The sequence below is a fragment of the Bacillus sp. 1NLA3E genome (genome assembly GCF_000242895.2).
Taxonomy (GTDB): Bacteria; Bacillota; Bacilli; order Bacillales; family Cytobacillaceae; genus Bacillus_BU.
In genome coordinates this window covers 945,317-961,707 of record NC_021171.1, presented here as the reverse complement: position 1 = coordinate 961,707, position 16,391 = coordinate 945,317, and the positions used below count along the sequence as shown (strand labels likewise).

At 38.5% G+C, this 16,391-nt stretch carries 14 protein-coding genes and 1 riboswitch; of the genes, 2 read left to right on the top strand and 12 right to left on the bottom strand.

Going from position 1 to position 16,391, the window contains the following annotated elements; genetic code table 11:
• Nucleotides 1-117: 117 nt before the first annotated feature.
• From B1NLA3E_RS04735 to B1NLA3E_RS04715, 5 genes are read right to left on the bottom strand one after another with little or no spacing between them, the layout of a single operon-like run.
• Nucleotides 118-813 carry an ECF transporter S component gene (locus B1NLA3E_RS04735; protein ID WP_015592702.1) on the bottom strand — a complete coding sequence of 232 codons (696 nt, stop codon included), beginning with the start codon at nucleotides 811-813 and terminating at the stop codon, nucleotides 118-120.
• Nucleotides 792-2,444, bottom strand: coding sequence for an ABC transporter ATP-binding protein (locus B1NLA3E_RS04730; RefSeq protein WP_015592701.1), 1,653 nt, complete (start codon nucleotides 2,442-2,444; stop codon nucleotides 792-794). Before B1NLA3E_RS04730 ends, B1NLA3E_RS04735 begins: the two co-directional genes overlap by 22 nt.
• Nucleotides 2,426-3,352 (bottom strand): energy-coupling factor transporter transmembrane component T, encoded by a 927-nt coding sequence (locus B1NLA3E_RS04725; RefSeq protein ID WP_236619605.1) that lies wholly within the window; start codon nucleotides 3,350-3,352, stop codon nucleotides 2,426-2,428. The genes B1NLA3E_RS04730 and B1NLA3E_RS04725 overlap by 19 nt, the downstream gene beginning before the upstream one ends.
• A complete protein-coding gene (locus tag B1NLA3E_RS04720) occupies nucleotides 3,318-4,037 on the bottom strand; it encodes a DUF4430 domain-containing protein (protein ID WP_015592699.1) in 720 nt (239 codons plus the stop codon). The genes B1NLA3E_RS04725 and B1NLA3E_RS04720 overlap by 35 nt, the downstream gene beginning before the upstream one ends.
• A 37-nt stretch (nucleotides 4,038-4,074) precedes the next feature.
• A complete protein-coding gene (locus B1NLA3E_RS04715; RefSeq protein WP_015592698.1) occupies nucleotides 4,075-5,856 on the bottom strand; it encodes a DUF4430 domain-containing protein in 1,782 nt (593 codons plus the stop codon).
• Nucleotides 5,857-5,990: 134 nt separating this feature from the next.
• A riboswitch (cobalamin riboswitch) is annotated at nucleotides 5,991-6,187 on the bottom strand.
• Nucleotides 6,188-6,397: 210 nt separating this feature from the next.
• Between B1NLA3E_RS04715 and B1NLA3E_RS04710 the strand changes: the two genes are divergently transcribed.
• On the top strand, nucleotides 6,398-7,060 hold the full coding sequence (locus B1NLA3E_RS04710) for a DUF998 domain-containing protein (RefSeq protein ID WP_015592697.1): 663 nt from the start codon (nucleotides 6,398-6,400) through the stop codon (nucleotides 7,058-7,060).
• A 137-nt stretch (nucleotides 7,061-7,197) separates the two neighbouring features.
• The gene (locus tag B1NLA3E_RS04705; RefSeq protein WP_015592696.1) at nucleotides 7,198-7,794 is read left to right on the top strand and encodes a biotin transporter BioY; all 597 of its coding nucleotides are present in this window, start codon (nucleotides 7,198-7,200) and stop codon (nucleotides 7,792-7,794) included.
• A gap of 81 nt (nucleotides 7,795-7,875) precedes the next feature.
• On the opposite strand, the gene B1NLA3E_RS04700 is transcribed toward B1NLA3E_RS04705, so the two are convergent.
• From B1NLA3E_RS04700 to ald, 7 genes are all read right to left on the bottom strand, one after another.
• Nucleotides 7,876-8,748, bottom strand: coding sequence for a transglutaminase family protein (locus B1NLA3E_RS04700; protein WP_015592695.1), 873 nt, complete (start codon nucleotides 8,746-8,748; stop codon nucleotides 7,876-7,878).
• Entirely contained in the window at nucleotides 8,745-9,743 is a 999-nt protein-coding gene (locus B1NLA3E_RS04695) for an alpha-E domain-containing protein (protein WP_041580309.1), read from the bottom strand. The genes B1NLA3E_RS04700 and B1NLA3E_RS04695 overlap by 4 nt, the downstream gene beginning before the upstream one ends.
• A gap of 24 nt (nucleotides 9,744-9,767) precedes the next feature.
• Nucleotides 9,768-11,213 carry a circularly permuted type 2 ATP-grasp protein gene (locus B1NLA3E_RS04690; protein ID WP_041580308.1) on the bottom strand — a complete coding sequence of 482 codons (1,446 nt, stop codon included), beginning with the start codon at nucleotides 11,211-11,213 and terminating at the stop codon, nucleotides 9,768-9,770.
• Nucleotides 11,214-11,579: 366 nt separating this feature from the next.
• The gene (locus B1NLA3E_RS04685; RefSeq protein WP_041580307.1) at nucleotides 11,580-11,942 is read right to left on the bottom strand and encodes a group I truncated hemoglobin; all 363 of its coding nucleotides are present in this window, start codon (nucleotides 11,940-11,942) and stop codon (nucleotides 11,580-11,582) included.
• Between the two features lie 192 nt (nucleotides 11,943-12,134).
• Nucleotides 12,135-13,646 carry an acyl-CoA synthetase gene (locus B1NLA3E_RS04680; protein WP_015592691.1) on the bottom strand — a complete coding sequence of 504 codons (1,512 nt, stop codon included), beginning with the start codon at nucleotides 13,644-13,646 and terminating at the stop codon, nucleotides 12,135-12,137.
• A 33-nt stretch (nucleotides 13,647-13,679) separates the two neighbouring features.
• Complete coding sequence (gene alr / locus B1NLA3E_RS04675) at nucleotides 13,680-14,861, bottom strand: alanine racemase (RefSeq protein WP_015592690.1); 1,182 nt, start codon at nucleotides 14,859-14,861, stop codon at nucleotides 13,680-13,682.
• 75 nt (nucleotides 14,862-14,936) lie between these two features.
• On the bottom strand, nucleotides 14,937-16,070 hold the full coding sequence (gene ald / locus B1NLA3E_RS04670) for an alanine dehydrogenase (protein WP_015592689.1): 1,134 nt from the start codon (nucleotides 16,068-16,070) through the stop codon (nucleotides 14,937-14,939).
• Nucleotides 16,071-16,391 lie beyond the last annotated feature (321 nt).

Below are 16,391 nucleotides of genomic sequence, written 5' to 3'. Positions count from 1 at the left end.
CTTTTGAGTGTCAATAATTTCTGGTACTTTTGGACCCTTATATAATCCTACAAAATGTGCAAGGCTGTCGAGACTCCTCGACAGCCTTAAAATAAACATATTCTATTAAGCTTCTTCTCATTTCTCTAACAACCCATACTTCCGCTTAAAACGTGATAAACTCTTAAACCAAACTTTCCCAAACAACAGAATAAAGAACACATTTGAGATTGAATGCATGAAATCAAATAAAGCACTTCCAGCAAAGTAAGCAATGGCCGCCTTCAAACTCAATTCATTACCGTATTGACTTAGGGAAAGTAGACCCCAAATATTCATAATCCAGCCGAATAAAAATCCCCATACTGCTCCAAAAAGAATTCTTCCCCAGGTGGAATTCAAAAATTTTGTTTTCCCCAGTAAACCGGCCGACCAGCCCACCAAACCCCAGGCCACCATTTGCCAAGGTGTCCATGGGCCTTGACCGAGGATCATATTGGAAGCAAGCGCGGCCACTGCACCAATCATAAAACCACTTTCAGCTCCAAATACCAAACCTGACATCATGATAACAAAGGTTGTCGGTTGCACACTTGGAATACTTGCAAACGGTATCCGGCCAACTGCTGCAATGGATGCCAAAACGGCTAGAAGGACTAGTTCTCTTGCATCTACTTTCCTACTTTCAAATCGAGAAAACAAAAGAAGAAACGCAGATAAGATCATTCCCACACTAATCCATAAATAGCTGTCACCCCACCAAATAGTTAAGACTAAAAATAGGATAACCACCAAGGGGAAGCCAACCTTTTTCAATGCACTTTTGTTTTGCATGCCGAAACGGCCTCCTCTAGTGTCATAATCTGACTTTCGGGGATATGGCGAAATAGTCTTTGGATCATAGTCGTATAAAAGAAATTCCCTTTGAAAAACTCGCTTGGCGAACCCTCAGAGGTAATCTTCCCTTGAAACATCATTCCACATTTCGTCGCATGCTGTGCTGCAAATTCTACATCATGCGTTGACATTAATATCGTTGTGCCGCCCTCCTGTAAACCTTTGAGAATTTCGGCTAGGTTGGCCTTGGAAACTGGATCGAGGCCCTTTGTCGGCTCATCAAGTAGCAACACTTCTGGATTTCTTATCAACAAACAGGCAAGGGCAGCTTTTTGTAATTCTCCCCCACTTAAATCATATGGATGCTGATTTCGTAGATGAGCGATCCCTAATAAATTTAGCAGACGTTCAACCTCAAAGAAATCCGTTATTCCCCATTGCTTCAACGTCTCGTTAATTTCTTTTTCGACAGTGTCTTGAATGAAAAATATTTTTGGATTTTGCGGTAAATATCCTATTTTTTTTATGAGATCATTTTTCGACCAAGTTTTTAAGGGTTTTTCATGAAAAAACACTTTCCCTTGAGATGGCTTAAGAATGCCACCAATTAGTTTGAGGAGCGTTGATTTTCCTGATCCATTCCCTCCAAGGAGGGCATATGTTTCTCCCTTTTGTATTGAAAAGTCTAATTCCTTTAAAACCATTTCATCATCTTTGCTATAAAGAAATGCCAGATTTTTAGCTCGAATCAACTCTTCCTTCGCATCTGCCACAACAGATGAATCGGAAGTACTCAAATCAATTAGAGCATTTTGTTGGAACCACCTTTTCCCCTCTTTAACAGTAAGCGGTGGATTTTTTCTATTCTCATTCTTTTCGATGCTCAAATAAAGAGATGGAATGCTTGGTACATAGACACGATTAGAGGAATTCCAAAGCATTTCCATCATCTGCTTTGGTGCGCCCTCATGGGTAATTTTACCTTGTTCCATCATGACGATTTTATCAGAAACCGTGAACAACTCTTCTAACCTGTGCTCAGCTACCACAATCGTCATCCCAAACTCATCATTCAGTCGAACGAGCATATCAAGTAATTCTCTTGCACTAACCGGATCAAGCTGTGCCGTTGGTTCGTCTAAAAGAAGAATGTTTGGTTGCATTAACAAAACTGATGCTAAATTAATCTGTTGCTTCTTTCCTCCCGAAAGCTCATGAGTTTTACGATCTAAAAGGGATTCCGCACCGAAGAAATGGACCATTTCAGCTACTCGGCTTCTCATTTCTGTTGTAGACAATCCCATGTTTTCAAGCCCGAACACGATTTCTTGGAGGACATTCTCAGCTACAACCTGGTTCTCTGGATCTTGAAAAACAAAGCCAATTTCATTTGCCCCAGCATCAGACTCTTGTCTTGATCGTCCATTAATAATAATGTCCCCTTTTAACTCACCGTGGGGTCTTATTTCTTTTTTCAATAGCCGCAGTAGTGTGCTTTTCCCACTACCTGAAGCTCCAAAAAGAACAACAAATTGACCCTTTTCAATTTGGAGGGATAGATTTTTAAGGGCTGGAGTTTCCGTTTCTGGATATGTAAAAGTTATATTGTTTAATTCAATTTGCGCCATCGAATGATCCCTCCTATATCAACAAAAAGTGGAAATCCTAAAAACAATAGAAATTCACCCATCAAAATCAAATCCATAACCGAAAGACGAACCGACTCCATCATTGGATATATCGTTAAAAAGCCGTGACCAGAAAAACGCCCATGTAACGTAAAAATAAAGATCATCAGTAAATAAATCATAGCGACCGCATCCGTCTTTTTAAATCTGAAATATTCATAGGTTGAGCGACTGCCCTGCCCGTACCCTCTGGCATTCATCGAATCGGCAGTTTGAATGGCTTCTTCTAGTGAATATGTTAATAACACTTGAACATATAATAAGCCGGATTTTGCTCGATTTTTCCATGAACCGTTCAAAACAGAAATCCCTTTACTCGTTTGAATCGCTGAAATTTCTGCAAGCCTTCTTCTCATCAGCGGGATAAACCGCAGCGTTAACATCAGTAAAACAGCAAATTGCGGCAGAAACTTGGAAAATAAATAAAATATTTTATTAGGGGTCATGATCTCATTGTAGGATACAAATAAAGCTACAACACCAATTATTGATAAAGCTGTCGTAACACCATACATAACGGCCTCTAAGGTAAACCGGTGTTGAAAAATCTCGAACAATACATGACGGCCTCTTTCAATAAAAAAAGGATTAAAAACAATAATAATCAGGCCGCTTGCTATCATAAAAAAAAACCATCGCTGCAAGCTTCTGCAGCGATCTTGAATAAAATGAATAGCAAAGATCATAACCAATCCCATCGATAGGATGATTGGATGAAAAAGTAGCATAATGAGAGAAAGAGCACCCACGTAATAACTGATTGCGACAAGTGGATGAACATGTGTAAAACTCTTTGTTAGGTTGTTCCTTCGCTTAACCTCCAACGTACGCCCAAACAATTTGGTCACCGTCTTTCACTGCTGCTTTTCCAGCACTTTCTTGAACCATTATGCCATTAAGTTTATAGGTCCAACCGCTTTGACCAGGATAGTCACCTTCATAAATACCATCAATTGCCTCAACATAAGTTGAACCATAATCATTTCTAGATTCAACTGATATATTTTCACTTTTTTCAATCTTAAGAAGCACGTCCATTACAGTATCACCTGTATTAATATCCACTTTTGTGGCACCTAAAATATTTCTCCGGTCTTTCGGGCCAATAATAGATATCGTAACAGTATGTGTAGGTTCCGGATTACTTACGGCTGCAGGTGCTGCAGGTACTGGATTAGCAGCTTTTGGTGTTGGTACAGGTGCTGTTTGAGCATTGTTTGTTACAGTTTGATTATTGGTAACTGTCTTCTGAGATGGTGTATTTGTTGTAGTTGGTTGGGAAGTATCCGAAGTATTTCCACTCCCAGCAACATTTTGCTCATTACTTGAATCTGTTCCTGTTGAAACTGCTTCTGTTTGAGCAACTTCGGCTTCAGCAGGATCCCTCTTCTCTTCTTTTGCTTTTTTTTCGGTTTTCTCTATCTTCTTTTCTGAAGCTTTCTGAGTAGAATCAGCTGCCGTTCCACAGCCAGCTAAACTGAAGGCAAGAACAAATGCTAGAAAAAACAAAGCGACTCTATAATAGCGATTCATCAAAGCTCGCCTCCCTTGTTTTTTGTATAAAAAATGTTTAAGCGCTCTTTCTTTTTCCCATAACAATAACTGCTACCATGCCTACCATTAAGATTAGCATCCCGTAGAAAATAGTGTTGTACATATTGGTTGCCGTGTTCGGTAGAAGCTTCCCTTCTGGAGATTCTGTTTTTGCATCCTGATTAAGCGCTACTGTTGTCGGTTGTACTGCTGCAGGACTTTCGGGAGCTAAAGTAAAATTATATAATGACCCTTTTCCATTTCTATATAGCTGATATGCAACTAAAGCCTGAAGGCTTTGGCTTGAAGCAAGCATGTTTATTCCTTTGCCATGTTTCCATTCAAATCCATTATCTCCAACTTTAAATGATAAAAGGTATGATACTATGCTAGTACCACCTTTAGTAAATGTTTCTCCATTTGGATCTATACCTAAAGCTGATAAAGCAATAATCACTTGAGCTGCAGTATTGCTGTTGTCAATTTTTCCGCTCAGATAAACGGATGATAGATTTTCAACACCCTTATTCACTGCTTCGCTAACACCAGCTTGATCCTTGTATGGAGAAAGGGCTTGTAATACCATTGCTGTAATATCAATATCTGCATTTGCTCCTGACCAGCTACCATCCTTATTTTGACTGTCTAATAAATAGTTCACTAATTTTTCTCTTGTCCATGTAGCAGTAGCAGGAATTTCAAAATTCATACTATCTAACGCAATCAGTGCATAGGCAACTCCGTTCAATCCAGGTTTTACAACGTCACCAGTATAAATTGAAGAGATTAAATTGTAGCCGCCTATATTGGTTGGGTCTCCACCTGCTGCAACAATTCCTAAAATATAACCTTCTGTATCTAAAATATTTCTAATGACACCTTTCTTGTCTATAACAAGTTTTGTCACATTATCTAAATAATTTGTTGGAATACTTTTTCCTAATTGCCTTAAGACAACCGCTTCTTTTTCACCAACATATTCATCAGGGAACAAAGTCAAAGTGGTATCAATTGCATTTTGAAGCGTTTCGGATGCAATCGGTTCACTAGGTGGTTGATTATTTTCATTTCCCGTGTTTTCATTCGGTACTCCGTCCCCATCACCTTCATTATCGGATGGTTGCTCCCATGATTCATATTGAAAGGTTATTTGGTCATTAGGTTGAAGAAAATAGCTATCTGCTCCTGTAGAAGCGTATTCATCATTCACATAAAAAGCCCAGTAATATGTACCTTCTGCATTTATATTATTAATAGAAAGAAAACCATCTTTATCAAAAGACACTCTCTCTTTGCCCATTAACTTCTGTAATAATTGTAATGCGCTTACTTTACCTACGAATGAATTATATTTAGATTCGTTAATTACTTCTTTATTTTTACCAATTACTTTAATGGAAGCACTGACAGGTTTATTCCAATCCTCATAGCGGAAAGTATAATGATCTCCATTTTGAGCAGTATAACTTCCTGCACCTAAATCAGAAGAAAAACCATTTACATAAAAAGCCCAAAAATAAGTATCCTCTGGACCAGGAGCTAAACCTTTAATTTCGTCGAGCGATTTTCCCCAAGCTGTATCTGAAGTTACCAAGTCCCCACCAACAGCGCTACTCAAAATATCCAAAGCCGTTGCATTTTCCGCAATTGGAACTGGTTGATTATCCACCATAGTTCCGGCTGCCTCGTCCCCAATAACCGTTACAGACGCTTTATTCTCTCCTTCAGCCGCAAAAACTGGTGCTTGAAAGCCGCCAGCTATTAAAGAAAATAAAAACACTGCAACCAATAATACGTTCATCTTTCTACTAACCAACATATCCGCTTCTCTCCATTCTCTAAATATAAAAAATCCATAAAAAAATCCTCCCTATATTAAGGAGGAGGTTTGTTTTAGTTAAGCAGCAAACAAAATAAATGTTCCTGACTTAACACCCTCCTATCCACGTAGGCCGCTGGTGTAAAAAACAGGCAGGTTTCCTGGCTCATGATCATCACTCCCTATGCCTTCCCATCAAAAAACGACAGTGACATTTTATAGGTTGCTCCCATTTACAGTGGCGGGACCGCGTTGGCTTTCACCAAACTTCCCTATTAAGCACAAAATCTATTTTTCAATAGACCATTGCACCTGTTTATACCAATATTAATTTTATGTCACTCATCATTATACAAATTGTCCAATCATTTGTATATGTATTTGGACTTTCATTGTAATATTTTCTGATTTTTTAAAAAGTAAGTCAGTTTATGGTACAGTCCTAATTTTTCCAAAAGTAATAAAAATTTCACAAATCAACTAGCTTAATAGAGGTAAGATATAGGCAAACTAGGACTTTTAATAATAGGAGGGACATGGGATGAAAAAGGTCTATCCCTTATTCGGAATTTTAGCCCCTTTATTGTATTTAGTTGCTGTCATTATTGGTGGGTCTCAGCTCGAAAGTTACAGTCACCTTTACAATACAATTAGTGAAATAACTGCTTCTAATGTTGAATCGATTCCGAGTGTACAAATTCTTTTCGCTATCTATAATCTATTCATTATTGCATTTAGCGTTGGCATGTTTTTATGTTTAAAAACGCCAAACATGAAGAAAATAAAAACGGCTGCCCTAGCTCTTTTCTTTGTTGGATTGACAGGTGGCGGAATGTATTTTTTCCCCCAAGACCCTCGTTTTGTTGAAATGACCTTTGGAGGAAAAGTGCATTTAGGTTTGGCAAGTATTTGTTCCTTATTAACCATGTTATCAATTATTCTATTTGGGATGGGTGTGAAAAAGGAAGCAGCCCTATCCAAATTGCGGACATACTCCTACATATCCTTCTTTATCGTGTTTATTACTGGGGGGACAGCGGCAATCAGTGTAGCCAATGATTCAGATTTCGGCGGATTATTCGAGCGGCTTACGATCGGGAGTTATCTGCAGTGGGTGCTAGTCGTGTCGATCCAACTCTTTTTTCTTAACTGGAAAACCCGTAAAAGTACAAAAACCTCTAGTTTAAATAAACTTAATATATAAGCATTCAGCCGAAGAAGTTTTCGGCTGATTTTTATGTTCCTACCACTATATATGTCAACCTTTTGATTTTTTTAGTTGACAAAAAATAAACTTTCGCATTATTCTTTATCTATAAATAGATTTTGGGGGATATAGAAATGAATAAAAAACTTAGAGCAATTGATTTAACTATGGTAGGAGTTTTTGTTGCCTTAATGGCTATCGGCGCAAACATTACATCGTTTGTTCCGTTCATGGTTATTGGCGGGGTGCCTATAACTTTACAAACTTTCTTTGCGATTTTAGCTGGAGTCATACTTGGGAGCCGCCTTGGAGCGATTGCCTTAACAGTGTATACATTTGTTGGACTTGTAGGTGTTCCTGTCTTTGCTCAATTCGGGGGTGGTTTTGCTACGATTGTTAAGCCAACTTTCGGATTTATTGTTTCATATATTTTAGTTGCTTATGTTTGCGGTAAAATTGTTGAAAAGAAACAAAGTTTACCTACATTTATCACTGCAGCATTAGTTGGATTAGTCATCAACTATGTTCTTGGAACAAATTTAATGTATTATGCATACAAGTTTTGGGCTTCTGCCCCAGAAGGATTCACATATAAAATGGCTTGGATGTGGATGGTCGTTCCATTGCCTAAAGATATTATCCTAGCAGTTTTCGCCGGTATACTAGCTCATCGCCTTGAGAAAACAGTTCTTTCAAAAGGACAATTTAAACATATGAAAAGGGTCTCCTAAGATACTATCTTAGTTTGAATCCCTTCATCATACCAAAACCGCATCCCCTACCCGATGCGGTTTTTTTATAACTTCTTCGGTTCATTCATCGTTTAATACTCTAACATCTACCTCAACTGATAATGTTTGTTTCGAGGTACCGCTATACACTCCTTTAACAGGGACGATATCGTTATAATCTCTTCCGTGCCCGATTTTCACATAGCGCCAATCCATTAATCCATTATTAGTAGGGTCAAAACCTAACCAACCAACTCCTGGTACGTAAGCTTCTACCCAAGCATGAGAGGCTTGGGTAAAATCAGCGTGCCCTCCTTGCAGATCACCAATAAAATGGTAACCACTTATATATCTTGCTGGAATACCTTTCATTCGGCAAACAGCAATCATTAAATGAGCAAAGTCCTGGCAAACTCCTCTTTTCAGCTTTATTGTTTCTACTACTGTTGTATGTACGTCTGTTGCTGTAGGGTCATATGTAAAGGTTGAGTATATCGTAACCATAATATCCCTTAAAAGTTGATACACACTTCCAGAAGATTCAAGGTCCGGCAGGGTGTTTGCGAATTCCTTCATCTCAGGTGTTGGAAGTGTATATGAAGTACCTAGCAGGTATTCTGCAAAAGTATTTTCAAATAGCTCACTATAGATGATTTCTATTTCTTTTTCGAGCGGTAAAAGACTACCCTCCGTTTGAGCGATTTCATGTGTCACGACAATTGATTGTGCTTTTATGACCAACTCACGATGTGGTTTGTTAACGGTAAAGGAATGAACTATATTCCCAAAATAATCCTCATGGGAAAATAGTTCCGCTTCTGGTATGACTGAGATTATTTGCTTCACACGGGATTGCCGCGAATCGGTTCTCGGCGTTAACCGAATCTCATTGACACTGTCCTCCACTGATTCCTTGTATGTATATCTTGTTAGATGAAATATTTCTAGTCTCATACCATTTCAGCCACCCTGTTGGGAAAGCAGTCTACGACTTCCTCCCCTCTATCATAAAAAAAACATTTTTCAAGTTCCTGGCCGATGTGATTGCAGCTAGCGAGAAGTTCCGTCAGAAACGCCCGGTGCATCGGTTTTTCCTTATTGCCTAGGCAATTAAACAGCAACACTCTTTGGCGTTTGACGAGACGAATCACTTTGGTAATGTGTTCTAATTGATGCTCAACTTGAATTTCCTTTAAATACCGTTCAAGTTCTGAAAGCGAAAAAGAAATTGAACGAGGAAAAACAGTATTTAAAACAAGGAATTCAATGACCGTTTCTAGCTCCACTTGGTTTGCGTGAAATTTACGGAAGGCTTCAAAACCATCTACGCTTTCTAACACAGAATTCAAATGATAATATGCATAATCACTTTCGTTTGAATTCTCTTCTTCTAATGACAAAAATAACTTCTGGATAATCCGAACAGTATTTTCGGTTCTTTCGAGGAGCTTGCCAGCTTGGAGAAATCTCCATTCAACTTCGTGCAACATTGATGAATCTGTAACTCCATTAAAGAGTGATACCTCATTGCGAACTCGCTCCAAAAACAGAAATGGCGATTGTTCCAAGTCCTTCTTTTGTTTTTGCTCCAACAACCAAAGGTAAAAGGAGTTAATGGTATCCCACATTTTAGCCGAAGTTTGCTGTCTTACTACTCTCACATTAAATCTTGCTTGGTTTAAGGAATTGAAAATCGAGTTGATATTTTCTTGATCAATCGTCACATATTCAAGGATTTTATTGACATTTAAACACATATCATTAACTTGCTCTGAAGCAACATCACTTAGAATAGTAGAAAACCGTTCTTGAAGGTCATTCCTATTTGTCTCTTTCCCTAGGTGATTATGATGAGCATAAAGGGTAACATCCATTAAACGCGCAGTGTAATCTATTCGTTCAGTGTAACGACCAATCCAATAAAATGATTCAACCACTCTATTTAACATGTCAATTCCTTCTTCCTTTAAAGTTTAGTATAAAACCCAAGTATCTTTACTTCCTCCACCTTGAGATGAATTTACCACGAGGCACCCTTCCTTTAATGCCACTCTTGTGAGACCACCAGGAACAACCTCTATATTTTTTTCTCCCATAAATGCAAATGGTCGAAGATCAACATGTCTACCTTCAATTTTTCCGTTTATGAGTGACGGGACACAAGAGAGATTAATAGTTGGTTGAGCAATATATTTTTCTGGAGATTGAATAATTTTATCCCTAAATTCGTCTATTTCTTTATTAGTAGATCTTGGACCAATCAACATCCCATACCCGCCAGATAGGGAAGTTTCCTTTACCACCATTTCAGATAAATGATCTAATACATACTCCATATCCTTTTTTCGTGATAAAACAAAGGTCGGAATGTTATTTAGGATTGGTTCTTCGTTCAAATAAAAACGGATCATCTCGGGAACATAGGAGTATATCGCTTTGTCATCTGCTACACCGGTACCTGGTGCATTTGCAATTGTTACATTGCCAGCACGATAAGCATTCATAATTCCAGGAACACCTAATACAGAATCAGTACGAAAACTTAGAGGATCAAGGAAATCATCATCAACACGACGATATACAACATCCACCTGTTGAAGTCCTTTCATTGTTTTCAAATAGACTTTTTGATTGATGACTTTTAAATCCTTGCCTTCAACAAGAGGAATGCCCATCTGTTGTGCCAAAAAGGAATGCTCAAAATAGGCGGAGTTAAAACAACCAGGCGTTAACAGTACAACAAACGGGTCTTTTTTATCGTTTGCAGATATGCTGCGTAAACCCGATAGGAGGGAATCTAAACTGCGATCAATGGGACGGATATGATGTTGAAAAAATAAATCTCTAAATAGACGTTGCATCCAAGCGCGGTTTTTATAAACATAGGATAATCCTGACGGTGTGCGTAGGTTGTCTTCTAATACAAAATATTGTCCGGATTCATCTCTGATAAGATCTATGCCGGAAAGTGGTATATAAACATCTCCTGGAACTTTCACACCCACCATTTCTGGCAAAAAATAAGGGTTGGAAAGGACCATTTTTCTTGGAATGATTCCTTCGCGAAGAATGGCTTGTTCATGATAAATATCGCGAATAAATTGATTTAAAGCTGTTACTCTCTGTTTTACCCCTCGTTCAATCATATTCCATTCATTTGCTGGAATAATCCTAGGAATGATATCAACAGGAATAGTCCTTTCTAATGAATCTCCTTCGGCATCATCGTACAAAGTAAAGGTAACACCTTGTTTCATCATTTGTGATTGCATCGCGTGCTGTAAACTATTCAATTCATTCTCGCTCATATTAGATAGCTGTTCATGAACATGTCCATAATGATTTCGAACATCACCTTTTTCATTGAACATCTCGTCAAAATATGATGTGTAGTTGTATTTTGTAAACACGATGATCATTCCTCCATCTAATCTTTAATTTATTGAGTAAACCAATATTAATAATCGGAAATTAACACGTTAAAAAACTCAATGTCATAGTTTCTAACAAACACTACATCATTTCACTTTAAATAATCTCTAATAACGGTTATGTACTATTCGTCTCTAGTGATAATAATTAACAATCAATGTCAGCTTTCCTAACAAATGATACTCCGTTTTACAGGAACTGTCAATGTCTTTAAATTAAATTTTCTGTAAATTTGTAAATTCAAATAGATTCCCTGTTTAGGAACCTTTTGACTGAACCAAATGAATGAACAATGAAAAAAACGATCTGATTTCGGGAAATCAGATCGTTTTTTTTCGGTCATTATTACATTTTTATTTGTACAAGATGTCATCCTTTAGGCTCGCCACTTTGCTTAAAGCTTGATCTATGTCAGCTTCATTTACCCCAAAATGGGCTAGAGCATCATGAAGGTGGTTGGCGATTGCTTGGAAATGGTTTGGTTGTAGATTCATTCCCCCATGCGCCTTTGCCATCGATTGACCAGAGTATTGGTTTGGACCACCTAATGCAAAGCTAATAAACTTTGCTTGGTGGGAAATCTGTTTTTCCATATCGGTATTTTCAAAAAATTGATTTACCGTATCATCCTTTAAAACAAGGTCGTTATAAAAATAATCCACCACTTTGTTAATCGCTTCTTCTCCGCCAACTTTTTCGTAAAGACTTTGTTCCATTTTTTGGCCCCCTTTCAAAATACTTACAAATTACATAGTTCCACCTGATGTTCTTTTATATTCACCATTATACATTACATTTTTATTTACATGGGGACTTATCCCTGTTTATACAATATCTACACGTTATCACAAAAAACCTCCAATGGGAGGTTTAGGTACATCAAAAATTTGCGGGCAATAACTTCAATGTCATCCAATATTTTTTACATATTCCAATCCGATTTCTTTAAGTCTTTTTTTATCAATTTTCCCAACTGGAGTTTTCGGTAAATTTTCCACAAAAATAAACTTCCTTGGAATTTTATATTTTCCTAACTTGAATTCACAGTAATTAATCAATTCCCTAGATTGGATTTGCTGTCCCTTCATTACAACAAACGCAGTCACAGCCTCTCCCCACTTAACGTCAGGTAGACCAATAACAGCTACCTCTTCAATATCAGGATGTGAAACCAACCAGTGCTCCACCTCTTGCGGGTACACATTTTCACCCCCAGTAATGATCATATCTTTTTTTCTCCCAACAATATAAAAGAAACCTTGCTCGTCTCTTTTGGCCAAGTCTCCGGTATGAAGCCAACCAGCTTGAATCGCTTCCTTTGTCGCATTCTCATTTTTCCAATACTTAACAAACACATGTTTTCCATTAATCAGTAATTCTCCAACTTCATTCGCTTCTGTTTCACAACCCTCCTCGTTTATAAGCTTAATCGAGTTAAATAGCATCGGTTTTCCTACAGAACCCCTTTTTTCATCCGCAATCACTGGATCGATAAAAAAGTTGTTAGGACCTGCCTCAGTTAAACCATACCCTTCTCTAAAGGCAATCCCTTTTCTTTTAAAAACTTCGTAAATATCAAGTGGACATGGAGAACCCCCCGAAAGAAATGACTTAATGGAAGGAAACGTACTATTTGCAAATTCTTCTGTTTGGAAGAGCATGTGATACATTGTGGGCACAAAAATCACGATGCTGCACTGATATTGATTAATATATTGGATTGACTGGACTGGATCAAATCCATCCGTAATGACTACTTTTCCACCTATTAATAAAAGCGGAATCGATAGTACATTTAATCCCCCCGTGTGAAACATCGGCATACTGGTCAATGTGACATCTTCCTTGGTTAAGTTCCAACTCAATACGGTATTGATCCCATTCCACAAAATGTTTCGATGCGACAGGACCACTCCCTTCGGCCTACCTGTCGTTCCACCTGTATAGATCATCGTAAGTGCGTCTTCCTCTGATTTTTCTGTCGACTCATCCAGTAGCGACTGCTGCATGAGAATATCATCAAAGCCTCGATCATTTATACAAAAGGTCTTTTCTATATCTGTACCTAACTCTTCGATTTTGTCTTTATATTCCGTGTGGTATCCAATCAGAACGGGCGAACTATCCAGCAAAATGTACTTTAGCTCGTCGTTTGATAATCTCCAATTCAAGGGAACAAAAATTACTCCTATTTTGGCACAAGCAAACAGGATATCAAAGTAGGCAATGTGATTTGGGGATAAGAGGGCAATCCGATTGCCTTTTTTAACTCCATTTTTTTTAAACCAAGATGCTAGCGCGACTGCCCGAAGATTTACTTCCTGATAAGTCCAAGCTCTATTTTGTTTAGCATCTATTATCGCATCTACATTTGGCATTAACCTTGCTTTGCTGTCAATCCAATCAATCTCCCAACTCACTGTGATCTCCCCTTCACACTTAATACTTTTATATTAAAAAAGAGAAGTTACAAGTGAGTTACACAAAGTTTTTCTTTCTGTACTAGTGTAGAGCCGTGGGACTCGTTTGCCAATTAAACAAACAACCTCATAATTAATCGTCCCCATCAGTTTGGCGATTTCATCGACCGATTGAAAAGTATCACCATCACATCCAAAAATAGTCACAACATCCCCCTGTGTGCAACCAATTAGGTCAGAAACATCAACCATTGTCTGGTCCATACAGACACGTCCTGTAACCTGGACTTTTTGACAATGTAGTAGAAATTCCCCTTTGTTTGAAAGAAGCCTAGAAAGCCCATCAGCATATCCAATTGGTAACGTAGCGATCATGCTGTTTTGTGTTGGGATACTTGTACAGCCATAGCTGATTGGCTGAGATATTGGTACCTTTTTCAGCGAGGCTATTTTCGTTTTTAATGACATGGCCTGCTTGAGATTAATATTATGATCTCTCAAAGATGGGTCTGGATATAGACCATAAATACCTATTCCCACCCGGACCATATCTAAATGTTTATCAGGAAATTTCATCGTAGCGGCAGTATTACAGCAATGTTTCAATGGAATATGAATAAAATGTTGATTTAAATAAGAAATCACTGAAATAAACAGCTCATATTGCTTATTTGTATATGTTTGATCCACGCTATCAGCATTGGCAAAGTGGGTAAATATCCCTTTGAGAAAGACAAATGGAGAAGCACCGGCCTTTTCAGCCAGTAATAATGCATCTTCAGCTGATTGAACACCAATTCTTGACATACCAGTATCTACTTTTAAATGAATCGAAACCGGCTTTTGAAGCTGCTCAGCTTGAAAAATGATTTCATCAAGAACATCTATAGTAAATACAGTTAAATCGATGTCGAACAAGATTGCCTCCTTTATCGAACGAATCGGTGTATATCCTAGCACAAGAATCGGAGCTGAAATTCCCACTCCCCGCAATTGCAACGCTTCATCCAATAACGCAACAGCTAAGTAGTCTGCACCTGCTTGTAGAACTGTTTCAGCCACTTCGGCTGCACCATGGCCGTATCCGTCCGCCTTGACCACGGCCATTAAATTTACTGATTTCCCTATGAGGTTTTTATATTGTCCTATATTGTGCTTGATTGCATCTAAGGAAACTTCCACCCATGTATCTCGGTAACTTGCTTGAACACTCACCAGACATTCCTCCCAGGGCTCTTCGATTTATGTATGAAAAATCCCCCAAGAGAATTCTTGAGGGAGGGTATAAATTTAGTTAATGACTAGCTCTTTTGCAAAAGCTTTTTCCACCGTTACATAATCGTAGCAAAGGTCCTTTGCCACAGCTTCATAGGTAATTTCACCAAATGCTACATTGACCCCCAGCTTTAAGGCAGGATTTTCTGCGATAGCCTTAAGCACACCCTTGTTTGCAATTTGTAATGCAAATGGAACAGTTGCATTTGTAAGGGCCATTGTTGATGTTCTCGGAACAGCACCTGGCATGTTTGCAACAGAATAATGAACCACACCATATCTTTCAAATGTAGGATTGTCATGTGTTGTAACATGATCACTTGTTTCAACAATCCCACCCTGGTCAATGGCCACATCGACAATCACAGAACCTGGCTTCATTGCTTTTACCATTTCTTCTTTAACTAGTTTAGGAGCTTTAGCACCTGGAATTAACACTGCACCAATTACTAGGTCAGCTTCAGCTACTGCTTCAGCAATGTTAAATGGGTTAGACAATAGTGTTTTTATTTGATTTCCAAAAATATCATCTAATTGACGCAAACGGTCAGCGCTTAAATCAATGATCGTTACATCTGCACCAAGACCAATTGCCATTTTCGCAGCATTTGTTCCGACAATTCCACCGCCAATAATCGTAACTTTCCCACGGCTTACTCCAGGAACACCAGCAAGTAGGATTCCTTTACCGCCATTTGTTTTTTGTAAGAATTGGGCACCAATTTGTGCTGCCATCCGACCTGCTACTTCACTCATTGGTGTAAGTAATGGTAGAGTTCGGTTTACGGAAACTGTTTCGTATGCAATGGCAATAACGCCACTTTCTTTAAGTTCTTTTGCTAAAAATGGCTCTGCCGCTAAGTGTAGGTATGTAAATAATATTAGACCAGGACGGAAGTATACATATTCGCTTTCGAGCGGTTCCTTCACCTTCATCACCATTTCTGAGTTTGCCCATACATCTGATGCAAGTTCAACTATTTCTGCACCTGCAGTTGCATAATCCCCGTTAGTGAAACCGCTGCCAACACCGGCATCTTTTTCAACTAACACTTTATGTCCTACATTAACAAATGAGATAACTCCTGCTGGAGTGATAGCCACTCGATTTTCATTGTTTTTTATTTCCTTAGGTACACCGATAATCATATTAATACTTCCCCCTTTGATTACTTGTTGTGTGTTTCTCTGTGATTTAAGAATAAAAGATATTAAACACTTTTTCATTGTTTAGAATGGAAAAAGGAAATATCAATTTTTGTGATTTTACACAAATGGTTATCATTCCTCTTATTAAAAGGCTGTTTTCGTAAACTCTGTTGCTATTTACTTAAGAGAGGAGCGGTTGATTTCCGCTCCAGCTGCTCGCTTTCCGCGGGGCGGGCGGTGAGCCTCCACGTCGCTATAGCTCCTGCGTGGTCTCACCTGTCCCGCTGCTCCCGCAGGAGTCGAGCACCTTCCACTCCAATC

Bases quoted from the DNA above. Each gene is read 5' to 3' on its own strand.
- B1NLA3E_RS04735 (WP_015592702.1), bottom strand. From the start codon at position 813: ATGCAAAACAAAAGTGCATTGAAAAAGGTTGGCTTCCCCTTGGTGGTT.
- B1NLA3E_RS04730 (WP_015592701.1), bottom strand. From the start codon at position 2,444: ATGGCGCAAATTGAATTAAACAATATAACTTTTACATATCCAGAAACG.
- B1NLA3E_RS04720 (WP_015592699.1), bottom strand. From the start codon at position 4,037: ATGAATCGCTATTATAGAGTCGCTTTGTTTTTTCTAGCATTTGTTCTT.
- B1NLA3E_RS04715 (WP_015592698.1), bottom strand. From the start codon at position 5,856: ATGTTGGTTAGTAGAAAGATGAACGTATTATTGGTTGCAGTGTTTTTA.
- B1NLA3E_RS04710 (WP_015592697.1), top strand. From the start codon at position 6,398: ATGAAAAAGGTCTATCCCTTATTCGGAATTTTAGCCCCTTTATTGTAT.
- B1NLA3E_RS04705 (WP_015592696.1), top strand. From the start codon at position 7,198: ATGAATAAAAAACTTAGAGCAATTGATTTAACTATGGTAGGAGTTTTT.
- B1NLA3E_RS04700 (WP_015592695.1), bottom strand. From the start codon at position 8,748: ATGAGACTAGAAATATTTCATCTAACAAGATATACATACAAGGAATCA.
- B1NLA3E_RS04695 (WP_041580309.1), bottom strand. From the start codon at position 9,743: ATGTTAAATAGAGTGGTTGAATCATTTTATTGGATTGGTCGTTACACT.
- B1NLA3E_RS04690 (WP_041580308.1), bottom strand. From the start codon at position 11,213: ATGATCATCGTGTTTACAAAATACAACTACACATCATATTTTGACGAG.
- B1NLA3E_RS04685 (WP_041580307.1), bottom strand. From the start codon at position 11,942: ATGGAACAAAGTCTTTACGAAAAAGTTGGCGGAGAAGAAGCGATTAAC.
- ald (WP_015592689.1), bottom strand. From the start codon at position 16,070: ATGATTATCGGTGTACCTAAGGAAATAAAAAACAATGAAAATCGAGTG.